14 protein-coding genes are annotated in these 17,895 nt (G+C 36.5%); 5 read left to right on the forward strand and 9 right to left on the reverse strand.

From position 1 onward, the window contains the following. Positions 1–125: 125 nt before the first annotated feature. Both ACTBZY_RS20410 and ACTBZY_RS20415 read left to right on the forward strand, forming a co-directional pair. Positions 126–272 (forward strand): hypothetical protein, encoded by a 147-nt coding sequence (locus tag ACTBZY_RS20410; RefSeq protein ID WP_463048230.1) that lies wholly within the window; start codon positions 126–128, stop codon positions 270–272. A gap of 311 nt (positions 273–583) precedes the next feature. Continuing rightward, on the forward strand, positions 584–1,726 hold the full coding sequence (locus ACTBZY_RS20415; RefSeq protein WP_463048231.1) for a cation:proton antiporter: 1,143 nt from the start codon (positions 584–586) through the stop codon (positions 1,724–1,726). 321 nt (positions 1,727–2,047) lie between these two features. On the opposite strand, the gene ACTBZY_RS20420 is transcribed toward ACTBZY_RS20415, so the two are convergent. Beyond that, entirely contained in the window at positions 2,048–3,553 is a 1,506-nt protein-coding gene (locus ACTBZY_RS20420; RefSeq protein WP_463048232.1) for a sulfatase-like hydrolase/transferase, read from the reverse strand. A gap of 254 nt (positions 3,554–3,807) precedes the next feature. Between ACTBZY_RS20420 and ACTBZY_RS20425 the strand changes: the two genes are divergently transcribed. Together ACTBZY_RS20425 and ACTBZY_RS20430 are read left to right on the forward strand one after the other, a co-directional pair. Beyond that, positions 3,808–4,155, forward strand: coding sequence for an L-rhamnose mutarotase (locus ACTBZY_RS20425; protein ID WP_463048233.1), 348 nt, complete (start codon positions 3,808–3,810; stop codon positions 4,153–4,155). Between the two features lie 5 nt (positions 4,156–4,160). Further along, entirely contained in the window at positions 4,161–4,994 is an 834-nt protein-coding gene (locus ACTBZY_RS20430; RefSeq protein WP_463048234.1) for an amidohydrolase family protein, read from the forward strand. A 21-nt stretch (positions 4,995–5,015) separates the two neighbouring features. Here the strand turns inward: ACTBZY_RS20430 and ACTBZY_RS20435 are convergent, their stop codons facing one another. From ACTBZY_RS20435 to ACTBZY_RS20450, 4 genes are all read right to left on the reverse strand, one after another. Then, entirely contained in the window at positions 5,016–5,663 is a 648-nt protein-coding gene (locus tag ACTBZY_RS20435) for a YdcF family protein (RefSeq protein WP_463048235.1), read from the reverse strand. Positions 5,664–5,728: 65 nt separating this feature from the next. Next, a complete protein-coding gene (locus tag ACTBZY_RS20440) occupies positions 5,729–7,258 on the reverse strand; it encodes a PhoX family protein (RefSeq protein ID WP_463048236.1) in 1,530 nt (509 codons plus the stop codon). A gap of 372 nt (positions 7,259–7,630) precedes the next feature. Further along, complete coding sequence (locus ACTBZY_RS20445) at positions 7,631–7,867, reverse strand: hypothetical protein (protein ID WP_463048237.1); 237 nt, start codon at positions 7,865–7,867, stop codon at positions 7,631–7,633. Next, entirely contained in the window at positions 7,836–8,441 is a 606-nt protein-coding gene (locus tag ACTBZY_RS20450) for an RNA polymerase sigma factor (RefSeq protein ID WP_463048238.1), read from the reverse strand. The genes ACTBZY_RS20445 and ACTBZY_RS20450 overlap by 32 nt, the downstream gene beginning before the upstream one ends. Before the next feature lie 318 nt (positions 8,442–8,759). Between ACTBZY_RS20450 and ACTBZY_RS20455 the strand changes: the two genes are divergently transcribed. Then, the gene (locus ACTBZY_RS20455; protein ID WP_463048239.1) at positions 8,760–10,208 is read left to right on the forward strand and encodes a hypothetical protein; all 1,449 of its coding nucleotides are present in this window, start codon (positions 8,760–8,762) and stop codon (positions 10,206–10,208) included. Here the strand turns inward: ACTBZY_RS20455 and rimO are convergent. The 4 genes from rimO to ACTBZY_RS20475 all read right to left on the reverse strand — a co-directional run. Beyond that, complete coding sequence (rimO, locus tag ACTBZY_RS20460) at positions 10,205–11,515, reverse strand: 30S ribosomal protein S12 methylthiotransferase RimO (protein WP_463048240.1); 1,311 nt, start codon at positions 11,513–11,515, stop codon at positions 10,205–10,207. The two genes, ACTBZY_RS20455 and rimO, sit on opposite strands and share 4 nt — an antisense overlap. A gap of 89 nt (positions 11,516–11,604) precedes the next feature. Beyond that, the gene (locus ACTBZY_RS20465; protein ID WP_463048241.1) at positions 11,605–16,395 is read right to left on the reverse strand and encodes a hypothetical protein; all 4,791 of its coding nucleotides are present in this window, start codon (positions 16,393–16,395) and stop codon (positions 11,605–11,607) included. Positions 16,396–16,408: 13 nt separating this feature from the next. Continuing rightward, entirely contained in the window at positions 16,409–17,242 is an 834-nt protein-coding gene (gene prmA, locus ACTBZY_RS20470) for a 50S ribosomal protein L11 methyltransferase (protein WP_463048242.1), read from the reverse strand. Positions 17,243–17,263: 21 nt separating this feature from the next. Continuing rightward, on the reverse strand, positions 17,264–17,895 hold a 632-nt coding region (locus ACTBZY_RS20475), incomplete at its 5' end, for an HAD family hydrolase (RefSeq protein ID WP_463048244.1).

Consider the following 17,895-nt stretch of genomic DNA (forward strand, 5'->3'; position numbering starts at 1 on the left):
TTTAATAAGAAGCGTAAAAAGTTGTCTTTTTCAAAGTGTTTCTGGTAAGTAAAAACAACTTGCTAAATAAATTTAGGGAAGCGTTCTTGTCATTCATTCATACATTCCCGAAGCATATATTTTGAATGTTAGAATCCGTAATGGGAATAGTACTCGCCAAGAAAGTAGCACTAGAAATTTTGAATATCAGCCTTAAAGACATTGCCGATATCCTTGTTCATAATTCAGGGTTAAATATTGAAGAGCATATTCTGTGCTTGCGTCATATATAAACTGTGTGTACGTTCAGATAGTTTACATGATATAAATTAAAACAATACGAAGATTTTATTTCATTAAAGTAATTAAATCGTAGCCATGTTAATGATCTGACATATTATTTTAAATAAGCATTTAGTATAATCACGAACTTATATCAACATTCGACTTTATAAGAAGCTTTGTTCATAAGGACGATATGCGTTGAATAAAATTTAATAACCCAAAGTAAGAGCGGTAATGTTTCTTAGATATTCAAGAATCTTTTTATCCATATAATTTTTTGTGTATGACTGTAATTATTACGATTTGTATACTGATCTTAATGGCTTATCTCTTTGATATTACTTCAGCCAAAACTCGAATTCCGTCTGTCATCCTACTCCTAGTATTGGGCTTTTTGACCAAACAGGTAGGAGATTTTTTTTCAATAAATATCCCTGATCTTACGCCAGTATTACCCGTTTTAGGTACTGTGGGTTTAATCTTGATTGTTTTAGAAGGTTCTTTAGAGTTAGAGATTAATAAATCCAAACTTCAAGTCATTAGAAAGTCATCGCTTCTCGCTTTAATTCCTTTAATACTTTTAAGTTTTGGTCTTGCCTATGTCTTTCAGTATTTTGGACAGGTTCCTTTCAAGATTGCTTTGGCCAACGCCATACCCTTTGCGGTCATAAGCAGTGCCATTGCTATTCCAAGTGCAGTTAATCTCTTGGCAAAAGACAAGGAATTCATTACTTATGAGAGTAGCTTCTCGGATATATTTGGCGTTATTTTTTTCAATTTCATAACGCTAAATGAATATTTCAATACAGAGTCTATTCTGTTTTTCGTAGTGCAAATTTTGTGTATGCTTTTTGTTTCTTTTATAGCCACTTTAGCTCTTGCTTTATTCTTACATAAAATAAAGCACCACATAAAATTCATTCCTATTATCATCCTACTGACACTTATTTATGCCTTTTCCAAAATATTTCATTTACCAGCACTCATATTTATCTTGTTATTTGGTTTGTTTATGGGAAATATAGATGAATTAAGGCACTATAAATTCATTCAGCAGTTTCACCCAATCAACTTCAATAAGGAGGTACATAAATTCAAAGAGCTGACTACTGAAATAACATTCTTAATAAGGGCTTTGTTCTTTCTCTTATTTGGATTTCTTATTGAAATAGAAGAAATATTAAATGTAGATACCATTTCTTGGGCGGTCTTGATTACACTTGGCTTATTTGTGTTAAGAATGGTTTTCTTAAAGTTATTCAGATTGCAAATAAGTCCGCTCGTTTATCTGGCTCCTCGGGGTTTAATTACTATCCTTTTGTTTTTAAGTATTCCTGTAAGTCAATCCATTGACTTGGTGAATAACTCCTTGGTGATACAAGTAATTATTTTGACAGCCTTAGTCATGATGGTGGGTTTAATGCGAACGAAACCCAAAGAAGAGCTGGCTAAGGCAGATTAACCCGATTTATACGGGGGAATCGTTATGCGTTTTAAAGTGCAATAAATGAGACAATTAAAGGAAATTAGCATCGCGTTTACCCTGAGCTAATGTCTAAGGGCTATGGTGATTGAGTTTAAATGGATGTTGCCTGTGCTGAGCTTGGCGAAGTATACTAATCTGAAGCAATTTAGCTACGGTCCTGATAAAATCGGGAGATTGCCTTATGCATAAATCGGGTTTAACGATCTTAGCTAATTGCCAAAACGAAAGCCCTCAAGATCTCCTTAAGGGCTTTCGTTAATTTTTGAATTGATATTCAAAAAAATGATAGAACTAAAGCTATTTGCTGCTATTCAAAAAAGGACTTAAATCAAGTTCGTCATTAAGCTCTTTTTGTTTTGCAATTAGGTTTGTTAGGAGTTCTTGTTTCTTATCTTCAAAGGCAGGGTCTTCTGAAAGGTTATTCATCTCCAACGGGTCTGCGGTCATATCAAATAAGAGCGTTTGCTTGGCTTTGGGATAGACGATCAACTTGTAGCCATCTTTTCTCATCATTCTTTGAAGACCCAGATAGGCTCCATAAACGCCGTTAAGTTTAGACTTTTCTTCAGGATTTTTAACTTTAGATAGTAAACTGTTAAATTCTATAAAAGCTGGTTTCTCTATTTGTGCTAATTCTAGGCTGGTGGCCATGATGTCTTGAAGAAAAACGTCTTGGTCGTTGGTCGTGCCTTTTGGCACGTCTGGTCCAGCGACCAATAAAGGAACCCTCATGCTATGGTCATACATATTTTGTTTTCCTAGTAGACCATGTTTACCCATAGCTAATCCATGATCTGCTGTAAGGAAAATATAAGTGTTTTCCATCAAACCTTTTTCTTCTAATTCGTTCACTATTTCTCCTATCTGATGGTCAAGATGAGATATTAAGGCATAGTACTCTTTTAAGTGCGTTTTTATGGCAAATTCAGTTCTAGGAAACGGTGCTAAAGCTTCGTCTCTCAGTTTTGGTCCTACACCAATCTCGTCATGTAATGGATAGTCTGCCTGAAAGCTTGCTGGTATTTCTATATCTTCCACGTTATATAAATCTAAGAACTCTTGTGGTGCTTGACGTGGGTCGTGAGGAGCGTTAAAAGCCAAATACATAAAGAAGGGGTTATCTTTGGTAGAAGCTTTGTTAATAAAGGTTTTGGCGTCGTCTTTTAAGACTTCACTCCAGTGTTTTCCGCCTTGCCAATATCCACCTTTGCTGGTATCTGTTGGGCTCCAAGAATTATCGGTAGGACTTAATGGTCTGTTATAACCATTTGGCATCACCTCGGCAAAAGTTTTTTTACCTGTTGCTACTTGCTCTTTAAAAACTTGTCCCATGTTAGCATTTTTGTAGGAATCATCAGGCATGCCTGGTCTTATATGTACCGTGTTCTGGAAAATTGATTCGGCTGGAACGTCCACGTGCCATTTTCCGGTCATGTAGGTGTCGTAGCCTGCACTTTCCATGAGCTTTGGCCAAGTCTGTGCTATAGAAGCTGAGTCTTTTTGGTGCCAATTTTCTCTGTTTTTGTTGGCGTTCCAAACAGACATTCCAGATATGATCATAGAACGAGAAGCCGTACATACAGCACCACTCCATGAACCCATATTGTACGCATGTGAAAAAGTGGTGCCACTTTGAAAGAGCTTGTCTAGATTGGGTGTTTTAACTTGTTTGTTTCCGAGCCCATTTACAGCATCGAAAGTCTGGTCATCTGTAAAAATAAAAACTATATTCGGTTTGTCTTTTTCTTTTTTGGAGCATGAGAAACATGCTAACAAACAAAGAATAATCGCTATTTTCTGCATTTCGCTATTAAGGTTAAATGTATTTTAAAGTAAATGTTGTCTGAAATTAATATAATATCATAGTAAGTTTTAGCATCCATAATGGACATTGCCAGTTTAGTATTATGTTTTGCTTTCTTTTTAGGATTAATTTCGTTGAATTAGATGAAAATTGCACGGGACTTATTTTTTGAGCATCTTAATTTTGATAAATGCTTTATGAAATGGCTTAACGCTGACCTAAAACAATAGTAAACCGATTGAAACAAGTAGAAATGAGTAAAAAATATTGCTTAGCATTGGATTTAAAAGATGAAGCGGAATTAATTAAAAAGTATAAATGGCATCATGCACCTGAGAATCAATGGCCAGAAATTAATGCAAATATTAAGGCGGCGGGAGTGCTAAATATGGAAATTTATTTATTCGCCAATCGCATGTTCATGATAATGGAGGTGGATGAAAGTTTTAGTTTTGAAAGAATGAATGAGATAAATCAAAGTCCTAAATCTGTGGAGTGGGAGAACCTGATGTGGGGCTTTCAGCAAAGTATTCCTGGTGCTAAGGCGGGAGAAAAATGGGTTTTAATGGAGCAAGTTTTTAAACTACCTCAAACCATTTAAAAATTATGAAAATAGATGCTCATCAGCACTTCTGGAAATTTGATCCTATAAGAGATTCTTGGATTTCAGAAGATATGTCTGTTATCCAAAAAGATTTTTTACCTCAGGATTTAAAGCCTGTTTTGGCTCAAAACGGAATAGATGCTTGTATTGCGGTACAAGCAAGTCAAAGTGAGTCTGAAACGGCGTTTTTGTTGGATCTGGCACAAAAGAATTCTTTTGTGAAAGGGGTAGTAGGCTGGGTAGATTTGAAATCGGAAGACTTAGAAAGTCAATTGGATAGATATGCTTCAAAAGAGCTGATAAAAGGTTTTAGGCATGTGCTACAAGCAGAGCCAGATGATGCCTATATGCTTCATCCAGACTTTAAAAGGGGCATTGGGCTTTTGGGTGATTATAATTATGTTTATGATATTCTCATTTACCCCAAGCACCTTAAAAATGCATTGAAGTTGGTTCAAGATTTTAAAAACCAACCTTTTGTTTTAGATCACATTGCCAAACCATATATCAAAGATGGTCTGATAGACGAATGGGCAAATGATGTGAAAGCACTAGCCCAGATAGAAAATTTGAGTTGCAAAGTGTCTGGTATTATTACAGAGGCAGACTGGGACAAATGGAGCTACGAAGAAATAGTGCCCTATTTAGATATTGTCTTTAATGCCTTTGGAACGGAGCGTTTGATGTTTGGCTCAGATTGGCCGGTTTGTCTTGTTGCGGGAGAATATGGCAAAGTAAAAGGAATTTTAGAAAAATATTTAAGCGATTTTTCAGAGAATGAGATTTCTAACGTGATGGGTGAAACGGCTCAAAGGGTATATAAGATTCACGGATAAATAGATATATCATGGATTTAGCTATTTCGAATAATATGATTTGTTTAGGTTTTTTCCTTGTGTGCCACGAAACCTCTTTCTAAAAGATTCTCTTTCCATAATAGAAACAAAGTCTGGATTATAGGCCAAAGTATCTTCTATTTCTGGGTTTATCATGATCGGCTCCAATAGAGACAGACTGTCGTAAACGAACGGAATTATCCCTACGGAAGAATCCACCTTCTTTTTAATAAATTTTTTCAGCATTTTGGATTGAAAAGGGTCCGTGGCGAGTGCTATTTTTTCATAACCTAATAGCTTTGCCTTTTTAAACCCATAATAGATATTTTCTGTGCTATGTTCAGCTTTCGTTTCGGTATAAATGACGTTTTCTGGCAAGCCTATCTCTTTTGCATATAAGGCCATTATTTTTGACTCGTAATAAGGCGTGTAAACGGAACTGCCAGAAAACATGACATTTTTGGCTATGCCTTGATCATATAAGTATTTGCCCCAATATACCCTCCATCTTAAAATTTTGTCCCATTGTTCTCCATTATGCGGTGTTCCTGGTACAATAACCATATCGTAAACCCTATTTTGAGCCGCTTGAAAAAGTTTTTGACTTTTTTTCTGGGTGATGGTACAGCCAGATAAAAGGATGAAGGTAAATAACAGGTATTTAGTCATGTATAATTTGCTATGAAAGAAGTCTCGGTTGAATAATAGGTACGATCGTAAAGTGAATTTGGCTCTTAATTTTCACATTGACCGGTATAGCTAGAAAACGTAGAACCCTGTTCAGTCCTAAATCCCGGCATTAACATAATGTAATCTTTGGCTTGTAAATCAACTTTTACATCGGATTTAATGAGTGAAGAAGATTTTATAAAATCTATACTTTGATATTTACCAGGGACTAATATTCCATTTCCTAATATCAGTTGACTTTCGCATGGGTAAATTCCCCAGTCTTTATTTAGGGCAATTATTATGGCAGCATCCTTTTCAAAAGCTATAGGAACCCCTCTTACATCACGTTGTGAGCTAGAATTATTAGCTCCTGAAGGGTGCTGAATAGACATAAACATAAATTTATTGTCTGGCGAAAAGGTAAGCCCAGTAGGTTCGGAACCAGCTGGAGTTCTCATGAAAATTTTAACGTCGGGGCTGGATTGTGTGTGGTTTAGGCCTATCGTCCAAACATAGTTTTTGCTGCCGTCTTGTAGCACCCACAAATTGCCAATATTATCAAAAGCAAGGTTATCATTTCCTGTACCCCAAGCTTCAGATATGACTCCCTGCTCTGTGCTTAAATTGTAGTATTGACCTGTACCGCCTACAAAAGTTTCAAAATTATTAACGGTAGTTCCTGTAATGGGGTCAGAATCTTGAAATCTATAAACGGCACTTTCTCCTTTTACGGCCACATAAACTTTCCCGTCTATTGGGCTTATTTCTACATCCTCAATTCCCGCGAAACTTGTGGCTCCTAAATTTGCGGCTTGGGTCATGGTCGAATTCCTTTCGGCTGCTGTGGTGTTGTTTAACAAAAGCCAATTACCTGACCCACTTTTTGATCCCACAAAAACATACAGTTTTCCTGAATGCAAGTTTTGTGCAGTATCTGCTACAAATTTAAAGAGATAACCAGGACTACTGTCAGCACCTTGATAGGCTGTTCTTTGGTTGGTGTGAACCACTAAGTTTTCGTGTGCAAAATTTCCTAAAGCCCATATTTTTTGATTTTTGACTATGGTTTTGGACACAGGGTCAATTTCAATAGCCCAGCCAGCATCATTATAACCATTATGGTCATAATCTGTTTGACTAATAATTTCTTCGCAAGTAATAATAGTGTTCCAAGGCGTGACCGTACCAGAACAGTTGGCTATTGTGCCTACAAGAGAGCTAAAGTCAATGGCTTTTTCGTTAACTCTTTTCCAGCTATGTGTATTCGTGTCCAATTTGATATCCATAACAGAAACACCCCCAGGAACATATTCCGAATTGATGGATAAGTACCCATTTTGGCTACTTCCATTAATAGGGACGTAGCCAGTGAAATCAAAATTTGCAGGAAAAGTATTGCCATCAGTCATAGGTTCTCCTTTTTGTGCAATGGCCTGAAAGGAAAATCCCTTCGGAATAAAAAGAGAATCGGATTGGCTTGCGGGTACCAGAGAAGTGAAGTCTGCTATCGATGTGCCACGCCATTGGGCAGAGGCACTAAAAAGACCGCTTAACCATATCATTAAGAAGAAAGGGAAACTTAATACTTTCAAGGTTTTTTGAATTAAAAGTATAATAAACTTACCAAAAAAATAGATTTATGAGTCTTATTTTAACCCGGTTTATGCATTGGAGAATCGTAATGAGTTTTAAAGTGGAATAAATCAGACATTTAAACGAGATTATCATAGCAGTCTGCCCTGAGCTTTTTGTCGAAGGGTTCTGGTGATTGAGTTTAAATGGATTTACGAACTGATTTGAAGCAATTTAGCTACGGGTCCGATAAAATCGGGAGATTTTCTGATGCATAAAGCGGGTTTAAGGTATTTAGATTAATTTATAACAAAGGCATGCCCTACTAACCCTTAATTGAATTAAAGGATAATTTTTTAAGAAGGGATGAAATAAAAAAAACCAGTCTGTACTTAAAGTACAGGACTGGTTTTTCTAGAAAATGCCAATATTTTACTAACCGACTGTTCCGAAGGAATCATTTTTATGTTTTCCATTTCTGCTTTAATACTCAGACTATCTAAATAGAAGTCTAGCAGATTAACATCTCTAGCAAGAGACGCTTCGATTTGAACATTTTCTTTTTTAGATGTTTCGTTATAAATGTAACGAACTACATCATTCAACTGTGTTGTAAAGGTTTGTGTCATACGCATATACAGATTTACTCATCATTTTTCTTAAGTTAATGAGAGCATAACGCATACGACCTAAAGCTGTATTAATGCTAACCCCAGTGGCATCAGCGATTTCCTGAAAACTCATGTCTTCATAGTGTCTCATTATGAGCACTTCTCGCTGCTGATCTGGTAACTGCTTAATTAATCCTCTTAGATGCTCGTGAGATTCCTTCTTAATCTGTTTGGTCTCTATCGAGTTCTCAGAAAAGTTAAGCGTGTTAAATACATTGCTTCCGTCTTCAAAAACCACCTTAGGGTAGCGTTTTGCTCTACGGAAATAGTCTATAGCGAGGTTATGACCTATTCTCAGTATCCAAGGAAGAAACTTTCCTTCTTCATTATACTTACCATTTCGTAATGTCTTTATCGCTTTGATAAAAGTATCCTGCATAAGGTCTTCAGCCACATACTGGTCTTTCACTACGAGATAAATGGTGGTATATATCTTTGATTTGTAACGCTCTACTAGCGTGTCAAAAGCCGCATCATCCCCATGGATATATGCTGATACTAGTTCACTCTCGTTAATCTGAACTTTTTCCATTCTTACATGTCGTTTAGTTAACGTCGAGGTTTGTATCTATATTGTTCGCTTTTGGTTTAATTGATAATTAAGAGTTCGAAAGATAAAGCAATGTTTTTGATAATGTCAAGTTCTGAGCTTTAAAACTTAGTTAACGGTTAGTTAAGCACTATCAAACTTTCGCCTTTCTTACTTACATACGTGCAAAATACGTTCCAAGATTTATATTAGCTATTAATTTGTAATTTCCATTTGAAAAGAAAAAATGATGCAACGGTATAATAGCGGTATAGTTTTTGCATTCTTAAGTTATAAGATAATTTAACGTGCTAGTAGAACATGCTTACAGCTAATAAACAGTTTATAATAAGGAAGGTAATCAAACTTAGGGCTATGGCCTTTTTTAAGTTCATGATTGCTTTAGTAGTGTTCAATGCTTTTTTCATTTTGGATGCTACGGCTCAAAGGGATGTTATTGTAACACAGGCAAACGAAGAAATTCGCTGTAGAATATTGGATGAAAGTCCTACCAGGTTTGTATATGCTTATGTAGGACTAAAGGGTACAATACTCAGAAATGAAATATTTAAGAATTTGGTCAAAAGCTTTAGCTATAATAAATATGATAGCGATTTGATTTTACTAGATGCTAAAACAAAAAAGAGAAACAAGAAAAAATCTTTAAAAGAGGATAAAGAAGAAGCCACGAAGGCTGAAAAGATACAGGAAGATTCTAAAGACAAAGCAGAGAAGCTTACCACGGAATTGGCAAATATTCCTGTTTTAGAGGATGAGTCAATAGAGAATTCTCCCGCTCAGGAGATTGAAAGCAAAAGGGAATTGAGGAAAAAGGAGAAGGAGCTAGAAAAAGAGAATAAAAGGATTGAGAAAGAAGCTTTGAATTTAGAGAGTACAAAAATATCAAAAGATAAAGCAAATCCCAAGTTAGATGAAGCACCAAAGACAGAAGAAAGTACGGCTGATAAAATTGCTCCTAAGACATCAGAAAGGAAAGATTTAAAAGTAAATACTCCAAAGACTGAAACGAACAAGGAAGTTGAAAAGCAAGCAGTTCCAATTCAGAAAAGTCCTGCACCTGTTATCTCCTCTAATCCAGTAGTTTCTACGGGAGAATTTAAGAATTATTTAAAGTGGAGAGTAGGCGTAAAGGCGGGTATAGGAAATATTTTGGATAATGGATTTGAGGCAACTAATGCTTACGGTTTATACCAAGAGAAGCTTCTGAAAGGATGGACTTTTGGTGCAGATTTAGCATTTTTCCCAATGGAAAGTTTTGGACTTGGAGTAGTTTATACCGATTTTAAATCTTCTAACGCTGCTGATAATATAACTTATTTGAATAAAATCACGGATGCTGAAATGACAGGAAGTATTTCTAATAAAGTTTCACGAAAGTTTATTGGGCCAGCAGTTTTCTTAAGAAAAAGCATTGATTTTAAGACTTTTGTGGTCTTTGGTGTAAGTCCTGGGATGTACTTTTATAGCGACAAGGGAGACTATAATGGAGCTAATTTTAACTTTACCGGCAAACAATTTGGTGCTGCAGCTACTTTAGGTCTAGATTTCCTTTTAGGCAATGACATCATAGGGAGAGATATTATTCTTAGCCTCGAGGCAGGATATAATTCTGGGAAACTAAATGATATAGACTATGGTGATGGCAAAGGAATGCTAACGCTAGACAATCCTATTATAATGGATCGCCTAGACTTTTCTATAGGTCTAAGGTTTATGAGATTTCCGAAATATCTTAAGAAAGAAAATTAGATAACGACATCTCCGTAAAGATCAAATTCTTCAGCAGAGTGAATTTTGACATTGGCAAAGTCTCCTAATCTGACATATTGATTAGCACTCACCAATACCTCATTATCTACCTCTGGAGAGTCAAATTCTGTTCTACCAATAAAGTAATCGCCTTCTTTTCTGTCAAAAAGTACTTTATAAGTTTGGCCTACTTTTGTTGAGTTTAGCTCCTGAGAAATACCTTGCTGCAATTCCATGATAAGGTCTGTTCTTTCTTGCTTCACGTCGGCAGGAATGTCGTCTGGCATGGAAAAAGAATGCGTGTCTATTTCATGAGAATACTGGAAAACACCAAGACGATCAAACCTCATTTTTTCTACAAAACGATACATCTCTTCAAAGTGGTCTTCGGTTTCTCCAGGATGACCCGCTATTAATGTAGTTCTAAGAGCTATTTCTGGTATTTTTTGACGTATGGCATCTACTAATGCCTCTGTCTTTTCTCTATTAATGCCACGTCTCATGAGTTGTAATATCTCGGAAGAGCCATGCTGTAAGGGCATGTCTAGGTAATTACAAACATTAGGTCTGTTTTTAATGACATCCAAAACATCCATAGGGAAGCCCGCAGGGTAGGCATACTGTAGTCTTATCCAGTCTATTCCTTCCACATCGGCTAGTTTATCCAGGAGTTCAGCTAAATTTCTTTTCTTATAAATGTCTAATCCGTAGTAAGTTAAATCTTGAGCAATCAGGATTAACTCTTTAGTGCCTCTGCTAGCTAAGCTCTTGGCTTGCGTAATGAGGTCTTCCATTGGGGTGGAAATGTGTTTTCCACGCATTAAAGGAATGGCACAGAAAGAGCAAGGTCTATCACAACCTTCTGCTATCTTTAGATAAGCAAAATGTGCTGGAGTGGTTAAGAGTCTTTCTCCTACGAGCTCTTTCTTATAATCAGCCTTTAATGTTTTTAAGAGCCTTGGGAGTTCATTGGTACCGAACCATGCATCTACTTGAGGGATTTCTGGAGCCAATTCATCTCTAAACCTATGAGAAAGACATCCGGAAACATATACTTTCTCTACGATGCCAGCTTCTTTGGCATCCACATATCTTAGTATGGTATCTATAGATTCCTGTTTGGCGTTATCAATAAATCCACAAGTGTTTATAACCACAATGTTGGAGTTATCGTTTTTGGCCTCATGTTCTACAGAAACACCGTTACCTTTTAACTGGGTAAATAGAATTTCTGAGTCTACAACGTTTTTAGAACACCCCAATGTAACAATATTGACGTGTGTTTTTCTGTTTCCTTTTGTCTTCATAATCAGCCGCAAAGGTCGTTCTTTTTTCTGAACTTATGCCAAATATTAAGCAAGGGAAATAGGAACATGAATCTTTGTCACCCTAAAGTTTAGAATCCATCCGATTTTTCTTCTATCACTTTTTTAGCTGGTTGGGTCGTGACAGACCCATCTGATGAGCCCGTGGTACTTGGTACTGCTATAGGTTCTATTTTCCCAGGGGTAGAGCTTGTGGCTCGTTTTGGCTGGTTAAAAGCCTCTTCAGAAACACCCATATAAGACATTAAATAACGCTTTCTAAAGGCCATAGCTTCTGCCATGTCAATGTTTATGAGTTCTATGCCTTTGGCTGTTTTATCTTTAGTACCCAACATTTTATTGAATTCAAAGTCAGAAGAAATTATACCCAGTTGTCCTGCTTTATAACCCATGTAGTACCAAGTGTCCGGGGAAACTTCCAAGAAAATATAAATTTCGTCTCCTGTTCTTGGGTTTTTATTAATCTCAAAATATCCAGGGATTTTAGCATTAATATCAGTTTCACCAATATTGGAAATACCCAAGGGCTGGGTGCTATAAAAAGCATTAAAGATAGGGCTCCATTTTAATTTCAAGTCGCTAAATAGTATACTGGCAAAAAACTTTGGTGAAGCCTGAAATAAAGGAATATGTCCTTTATAGTATTTGGTTTTATAATCCTCCGTGGTTTTTGTACCTACAAACTGCGTCATTTTAGCTAAAAATTCTGAGCTCTCAAATGCTATGGCACCGTCAGAATTACCAATATCTAGGTTCGTTTTAACGATGTTATCACCCATTTTTAGAAGCATTGGGATAGGAATTGGCATGTTAAACTTCATCATGGTATTGAATTTATATACCATGGAATCTAGGTTTACTTCTGCCAAGCCCACTGTTTCTACATAACTAGACAGGTCTGGGGTTAAAAAATTAAATTTACCTTCTAGTTCTATAAGACCGGCATCATCATAGAGTTCATATTTATTTCCCAGATTATCCTTTTGATTTGGGTAAATGGTAAACCTTTTATTAGGTTCATCTCTTTTAAAAACACCTCTAGCTAAGAATAGATCGTAGTCATCTTCATAACCTTTAGCCGAAAGGAAAGTAGGGTAAAGAGCCTCCGAAGATGCAGAAGGTTTTAAGTGCAAACCAGCAAATAATGGTTTACCACCATCTTTTAAAGTCTCATCAACATTGATAATTATTTCTTCAGATTTATTGCCAGAATAATTTATCCAGTTGCTCCCTAAAGCTGGGTATTTATTTAAAACTGGTGTTACTTGACCGTTTAAATTTAAGTTTTTAAAGGGTGCTTGCATGGTAATTTCTCCTATGTAAAGCATCTTTGGAGATAGGTAAACACTGTCCTTTTCGGTTAGAGACGCCTTTGCAATGGTAGAGAGCTTTTGAGATTTCTTACTTCTTAATACCTGTCCATCTGGACTTATTTCAGCAAATTCAAAGCTACCCATTTTGATGTTAAAGGTATCTGAGCTCACATTTACAAACTGATAAGAGGCATTACCCGTATAGCTTAGTTTTGAGTTGATGGTAATATTGGCATTGGACAAGGTATGATACTTATTTAGGGTATCTGCTATGACGGTGGCATTGGTAAAAGGTTCTAGTTTTCCTTCACCCTTAATGGCCACTTTGCCATCTCTAGGCACAATAATGGCATCTACCGAGTTTATGCCTGGTACACCACTTACATTTAAAGTGTTTAGGGCAATGTCATAGAGAGCAGATTCACCATTAAAAGAAAGTCCAAATTGATTGGCAGCAGTTGAGGTAAACTTAGAGTTTACCACATTGCCTTTCATGGTAATGGTTTTCTTATTGATATCCCATTTCGCATCATCAATAGTGGTTTTATATGCCGTATTAGGGAAAGAAATAGAGGAAGATATGGTGTCATTAAAATCGCCGCTTCTTGGAGAAATATCTACTAAGTTGTTCTCGATGTTGAAGTTGATTTCAACTTTCTGTCCTTTTAACACAGGCAAAGCACCACCCGTGGTTGATTTGATAATAAATCCAGTTTCTGAGGCTAAGAAACCCGTTTTATCAAATTTAATAGACTCAGATTTAGTTTGCGAATCATCTCTCTCTAACACACCTTGCCCGTAAAGTCCATTTTGTCTTACTACCAAGCCTCCGCTTAACTTGGTGGTGGTTTTATAAAAACTATACGGTTCTGGTGACTTTATAACAAGACTGTCTGCTTCTGGTTTCCAAGAGGCTTTGTAGTTATTGATAGCTACATCTGGGAAATATTTATTTCCAGTGGTATATGATTCTTTAATGCGTGCCTTTTCGCCCTCCATTATTAGCTTTTCTGGCCCAAACTCTGCCTTGACAACTTCTAGGCTGGACGCCAAATGACTTAATATGCCACTGGAGATTAAACCTTTTTTAGTCATCGATATGGGCGTGTCAAACTTAAAGGTAGAAGGTGTTTTATAAAGCTCATAAGCACCTTTAGGTTTATGAACAAAGCCTATGGAGGTATCTGGCATAACCATCAGGGTTTCTCTGATAGGGGGAATGATACCACCCGAACTAAACATTCCTGTATACATCAGGTTTCTGGTGTTGAGGCTGTCATGATCTACAGCGTCAATTTTAAAGAAAACATCTTCAGGATATGCATACTTCCCTCTTACCGGATTGTTAAATTTGACCAAAACGCCATCTGGGATAACTAGTCGAGGGTATTGCGGGAGGCTTTTTCTCCCAGACTTATTATCTGGAGCATTGAGATATAATGTACCTGTTTTTCCATACTCCATATGAGCACCAATCTCTGTTCTACCTCCTGCATTATAAATATCAACAGGAATGAATGAAATAGAGTCTATTCTGTTCAAGTTAACCAAGAAGCGTTCGTAGTCTACTTCAAAGTCTCCTATAAACCTATAGTTTTTGACAATAATTTCTCCGTGAAACTTGAAAGACTTACTTCCTTCCATTTTTAGAGATTGGTCTCTTGGAAGGAATCTTATTCCTAGGGAATCTGAAAGTTTAAATTCCTGAGTTCCAGAAATATCTAAAGAATTGGAATTTCTATCAATCGTTGCATTTCCGCCACCACCAGGAGCCACAGAAGCAAAAACTAAGTCGTCGTAATCGCCATTTCCTGTGGCAGATTTGAAATAGTGTAATCCTTTTCTGCTTAAGCGATATTGGTCTGTATGCGGGTCATAGTCAATAAAACCCATCTGGCGAGCCACATTTACACCGTTTCTTATCTGGTCGGGTGTTTTAGCTATTTTGTTTTGAATCTCAAATAGGTTGAATTGATTTTTACCTTTTCGATAAACATAATTGCCCAAAAAAATGAGCGGATTAAAACCTGTCAAATTGCTCAGCGTTCTCATTCTGGCAGGGTTATAATAATTAAAAGATTCAAAAACAGCTGGAATTTCAGACTTACCGGCAATGATATAAAACTCCATGTTACCATCGTTAAGATTCCACTGCATGGCATCGCATTTAATATCCATTTCATGGAAGGTGTCGGAGTACATGGAGTTCCTGAACCCACCGTTTTCTTGCTTATAAAGTTTGAGCTGGTTAGAAAGGGAATTAAATTTTAATCTAACGGCAGGATGATAAATGGAGTCTTCTTTGATATAGGTAGTGAAACTTACAAAATCGGCTGTGATTAGCGAATCTGTAAATTCTATCTTTTTACCTTCTACCTTAAATGAGTTTAGTGAGCCCTTGTTGACAATAAGCGTGGAAACATTATGGTTTAAAGAAGTAGAGTAAATTCTATTTCCTATTAATGAAAAGCCTCCTTTGTAATTAAGATTGGATTCCAGTTTTTTAAACCGAGCATTATTTTCATAAGATTTAAATCGAGGAAAGTTACTCAAAGCATTCGCTACCCTTTTTTCTCCTTTAAATTCCAAAACCCCCTCAATTGGTGTTAATAGATAATTATCATAGGTAAATGTAACTTTTTCGGCTGTTATTTTTGGGGAAGAGAGTTTGAAGCTGTATTCTGTTAAGTTGGCTTTTACATCTGGCATTTCTAAATTTTCCCAATTCATGTTACCCTTGTTTCCCACCCATACATCTTGAATTAAATCTGCCGCACCAGAGGTGTTTCTAAGAAAAACGGAGTCTGATGGAGTAACGAAAACAAGATCTACGCCCGAAAATTTAATGATGAAGTCGGAAATTAGAGGAATGGGTATTCGTCTGTAAAATTTATTGGGGTCAACAGTCAGCTTGGGGTCGTCCCAAGGATCCACTTCTTCAGTTTCGTCCCAATCATCAAACAACCCAAAATCTTCGCCTTTATCCTTAGGAGCAGTTTCTATGGGCGTTTTTTGCGGTTCAAAATAGTCCTGTTTTTTTTCAAGGTATTGAAACTCATAAGTACCATTTAAGACGTAAAGCTTATTGAAATTGCCATTATAAAGTAATCTAGTTGCTATCAGCTCTTTTAGTTGGACGTAAGTCTCAATGATTTTCTTTGAGGCCTGCTTTTCTGCTAATACTTTTAGGGTAGAAACCAATGATGGCATATTGGCCGAATTGAAATCCTCTGTATTATATGCCGTATTTATAAGCACTAAAAGCCTATAATATTCTGGCATTTTATGGTTCTTCTGAGCCATTTTTTGACACAAAGCAATAAACTCTTGTCTGGTGTCAAGCGTAAAATCGTTTTGAAAATGTGGTTTGAACGTTTCAAATTCCGCTATAGATACAGCGTTTTTCCCATCCTTAAATACTTTCTCGAAATCTTCCATAAAGGCGTCGGTTTCTGTAGATAACCGAATAACCTGAGCTTGAAGAAAGGTTCCTGATACTAATAAAATAAGAAGTGTTGAAAAACTTTTGAAAATCACGTTCATTTTCATTCTGAACTATTAATTAGGCGGTTGGCTTACTAAAAACGACAGCAGCCCATTCCTTCTTACTTATTTGCTTTATTTTTTTTATGCCGTTGCGGACGCAACAAGCTTCTATTTCTGCTATATCTTTCTCATAAAAGCCACTAAGTAGCAATAGACCACCATCTTTTATGAATGTGATATAGGTTGGAATTTCGTCTAAAAGTATGTTTCTGTTAATATTTGCAATCACAATATCATATTGTTTCTGTGGTTCGTCTGCTATTGTTCCTAAAGAAACCTCAATATTCTGACAGGCGTTTAGCTCAATGTTCTCAATGGTGTTTTCAACACTCCATTCGTCAATATCAAATGCTTTGATATCATTTGCTCCTAATTTCTCTCCTAAAATGGCCAGAATACCTGTGCCAGTTCCTACATCTAATAAGGACTTACCACTATGGTCTATGTCTAGCTGAAGTTCCATCATTTGAGATGTGGTTTCATGATGGCCTGTGCCAAAGGACATTTTAGGGGTAATGATGATTTCATGTTCAAAATCAGCAGATGGCTGATGGAAAGAAGCACGAACTAATATTTTATCCAAAACTTGAATAGGTTCAAAGCTTTTTTCCCATTCTTCATTCCAATTTTCTTTTTCAATTTTCTTTAGGGAATAGAATAGGCTTGTTTTGGCAGCATATTCTTCCATGAGTTGTTTGAAGGCAATATCGTCAAACAGCTCATCTGTACTGTAAGCTTGAAGACCGTTATCGTTTTCCAAAAAAGTGTCAAAACCTATTTCGGCTAATTCGGCTACTAAAATCTCGCTAAACTCAGCATTGACTTCAATGTTTGCTTCTAGATAATTCATAAACTTTACAGCTAGTTTTTGTTAAAGGTAATCAAGTATTTGTTTGAGTGCAGTAATCTTAAGTGTACTTAAGTTCTCAGAAGCTTCGGGCAATGGCTGAAAATGTATCGTATCCCAGCCTGCATTTTTTGCACCTAGTACGTCTGCTTGGTAGCTGTCGCCTATCATGAGTGCATGGTGCGTGGTGGCGGAAGTTTTTTTTAAAGCGAAATTAAAAATCCCAATGTCAGGTTTTCGAGATGCTGCGGCGTCATTGGTTATTACTTCATTAAAGTAGTGGTTAATGCCACTATATTGAAGTTTTTTTGCCTGTATTTCTGCATAACCATTGCTAAGAATATGAAGGCTGTACTTAGACTTTAGTCCGTCCAGCACTTCTTCACAGTCAGGAATAAGCTTTTTTTTGTAAGGTAGAAGTTGTAAAAGGCTTTCGTTCATAGCCTCCGACTTTTTTATATCAATGACGGCTTGGAGTTTATCAAGAGCCATTTGAAACCTAAACTTTCTGATAGTTTCATGCGTGATAAGGTTTTGTTCTAACTGGGTCCACAGGGACCTGTTTAACTCACTAAAAGTGGTAAAGAATGCTTCAAAACTCGGTGTAATTTCACTTACACCGAATTTATCATAAATTTCTATAAGACATTCTTGGG

The organism is Arcticibacterium sp., from assembly GCF_055134445.1.

Excerpts from the sequence above, each read along its gene's own strand:
- ACTBZY_RS20410 (WP_463048230.1), top strand. The coding sequence starts at position 126 with ATGTTAGAATCCGTAATGGGAATAGTACTCGCCAAGAAAGTAGCACTA.
- ACTBZY_RS20415 (WP_463048231.1), top strand. The coding sequence starts at position 584 with ATGGCTTATCTCTTTGATATTACTTCAGCCAAAACTCGAATTCCGTCT.
- ACTBZY_RS20420 (WP_463048232.1), bottom strand. The coding sequence starts at position 3,553 with ATGCAGAAAATAGCGATTATTCTTTGTTTGTTAGCATGTTTCTCATGC.
- ACTBZY_RS20425 (WP_463048233.1), top strand. The coding sequence starts at position 3,808 with ATGAGTAAAAAATATTGCTTAGCATTGGATTTAAAAGATGAAGCGGAA.
- ACTBZY_RS20430 (WP_463048234.1), top strand. The coding sequence starts at position 4,161 with ATGAAAATAGATGCTCATCAGCACTTCTGGAAATTTGATCCTATAAGA.
- ACTBZY_RS20435 (WP_463048235.1), bottom strand. The coding sequence starts at position 5,663 with ATGACTAAATACCTGTTATTTACCTTCATCCTTTTATCTGGCTGTACC.
- ACTBZY_RS20445 (WP_463048237.1), bottom strand. The coding sequence starts at position 7,867 with ATGACACAAACCTTTACAACACAGTTGAATGATGTAGTTCGTTACATT.
- ACTBZY_RS20450 (WP_463048238.1), bottom strand. The coding sequence starts at position 8,441 with ATGGAAAAAGTTCAGATTAACGAGAGTGAACTAGTATCAGCATATATC.
- ACTBZY_RS20455 (WP_463048239.1), top strand. The coding sequence starts at position 8,760 with ATGCTTACAGCTAATAAACAGTTTATAATAAGGAAGGTAATCAAACTT.
- rimO (WP_463048240.1), bottom strand. The coding sequence starts at position 11,515 with ATGAAGACAAAAGGAAACAGAAAAACACACGTCAATATTGTTACATTG.
- ACTBZY_RS20465 (WP_463048241.1), bottom strand. The coding sequence starts at position 16,395 with ATGAAAATGAACGTGATTTTCAAAAGTTTTTCAACACTTCTTATTTTA.
- prmA (WP_463048242.1), bottom strand. The coding sequence starts at position 17,242 with ATGAATTATCTAGAAGCAAACATTGAAGTCAATGCTGAGTTTAGCGAG.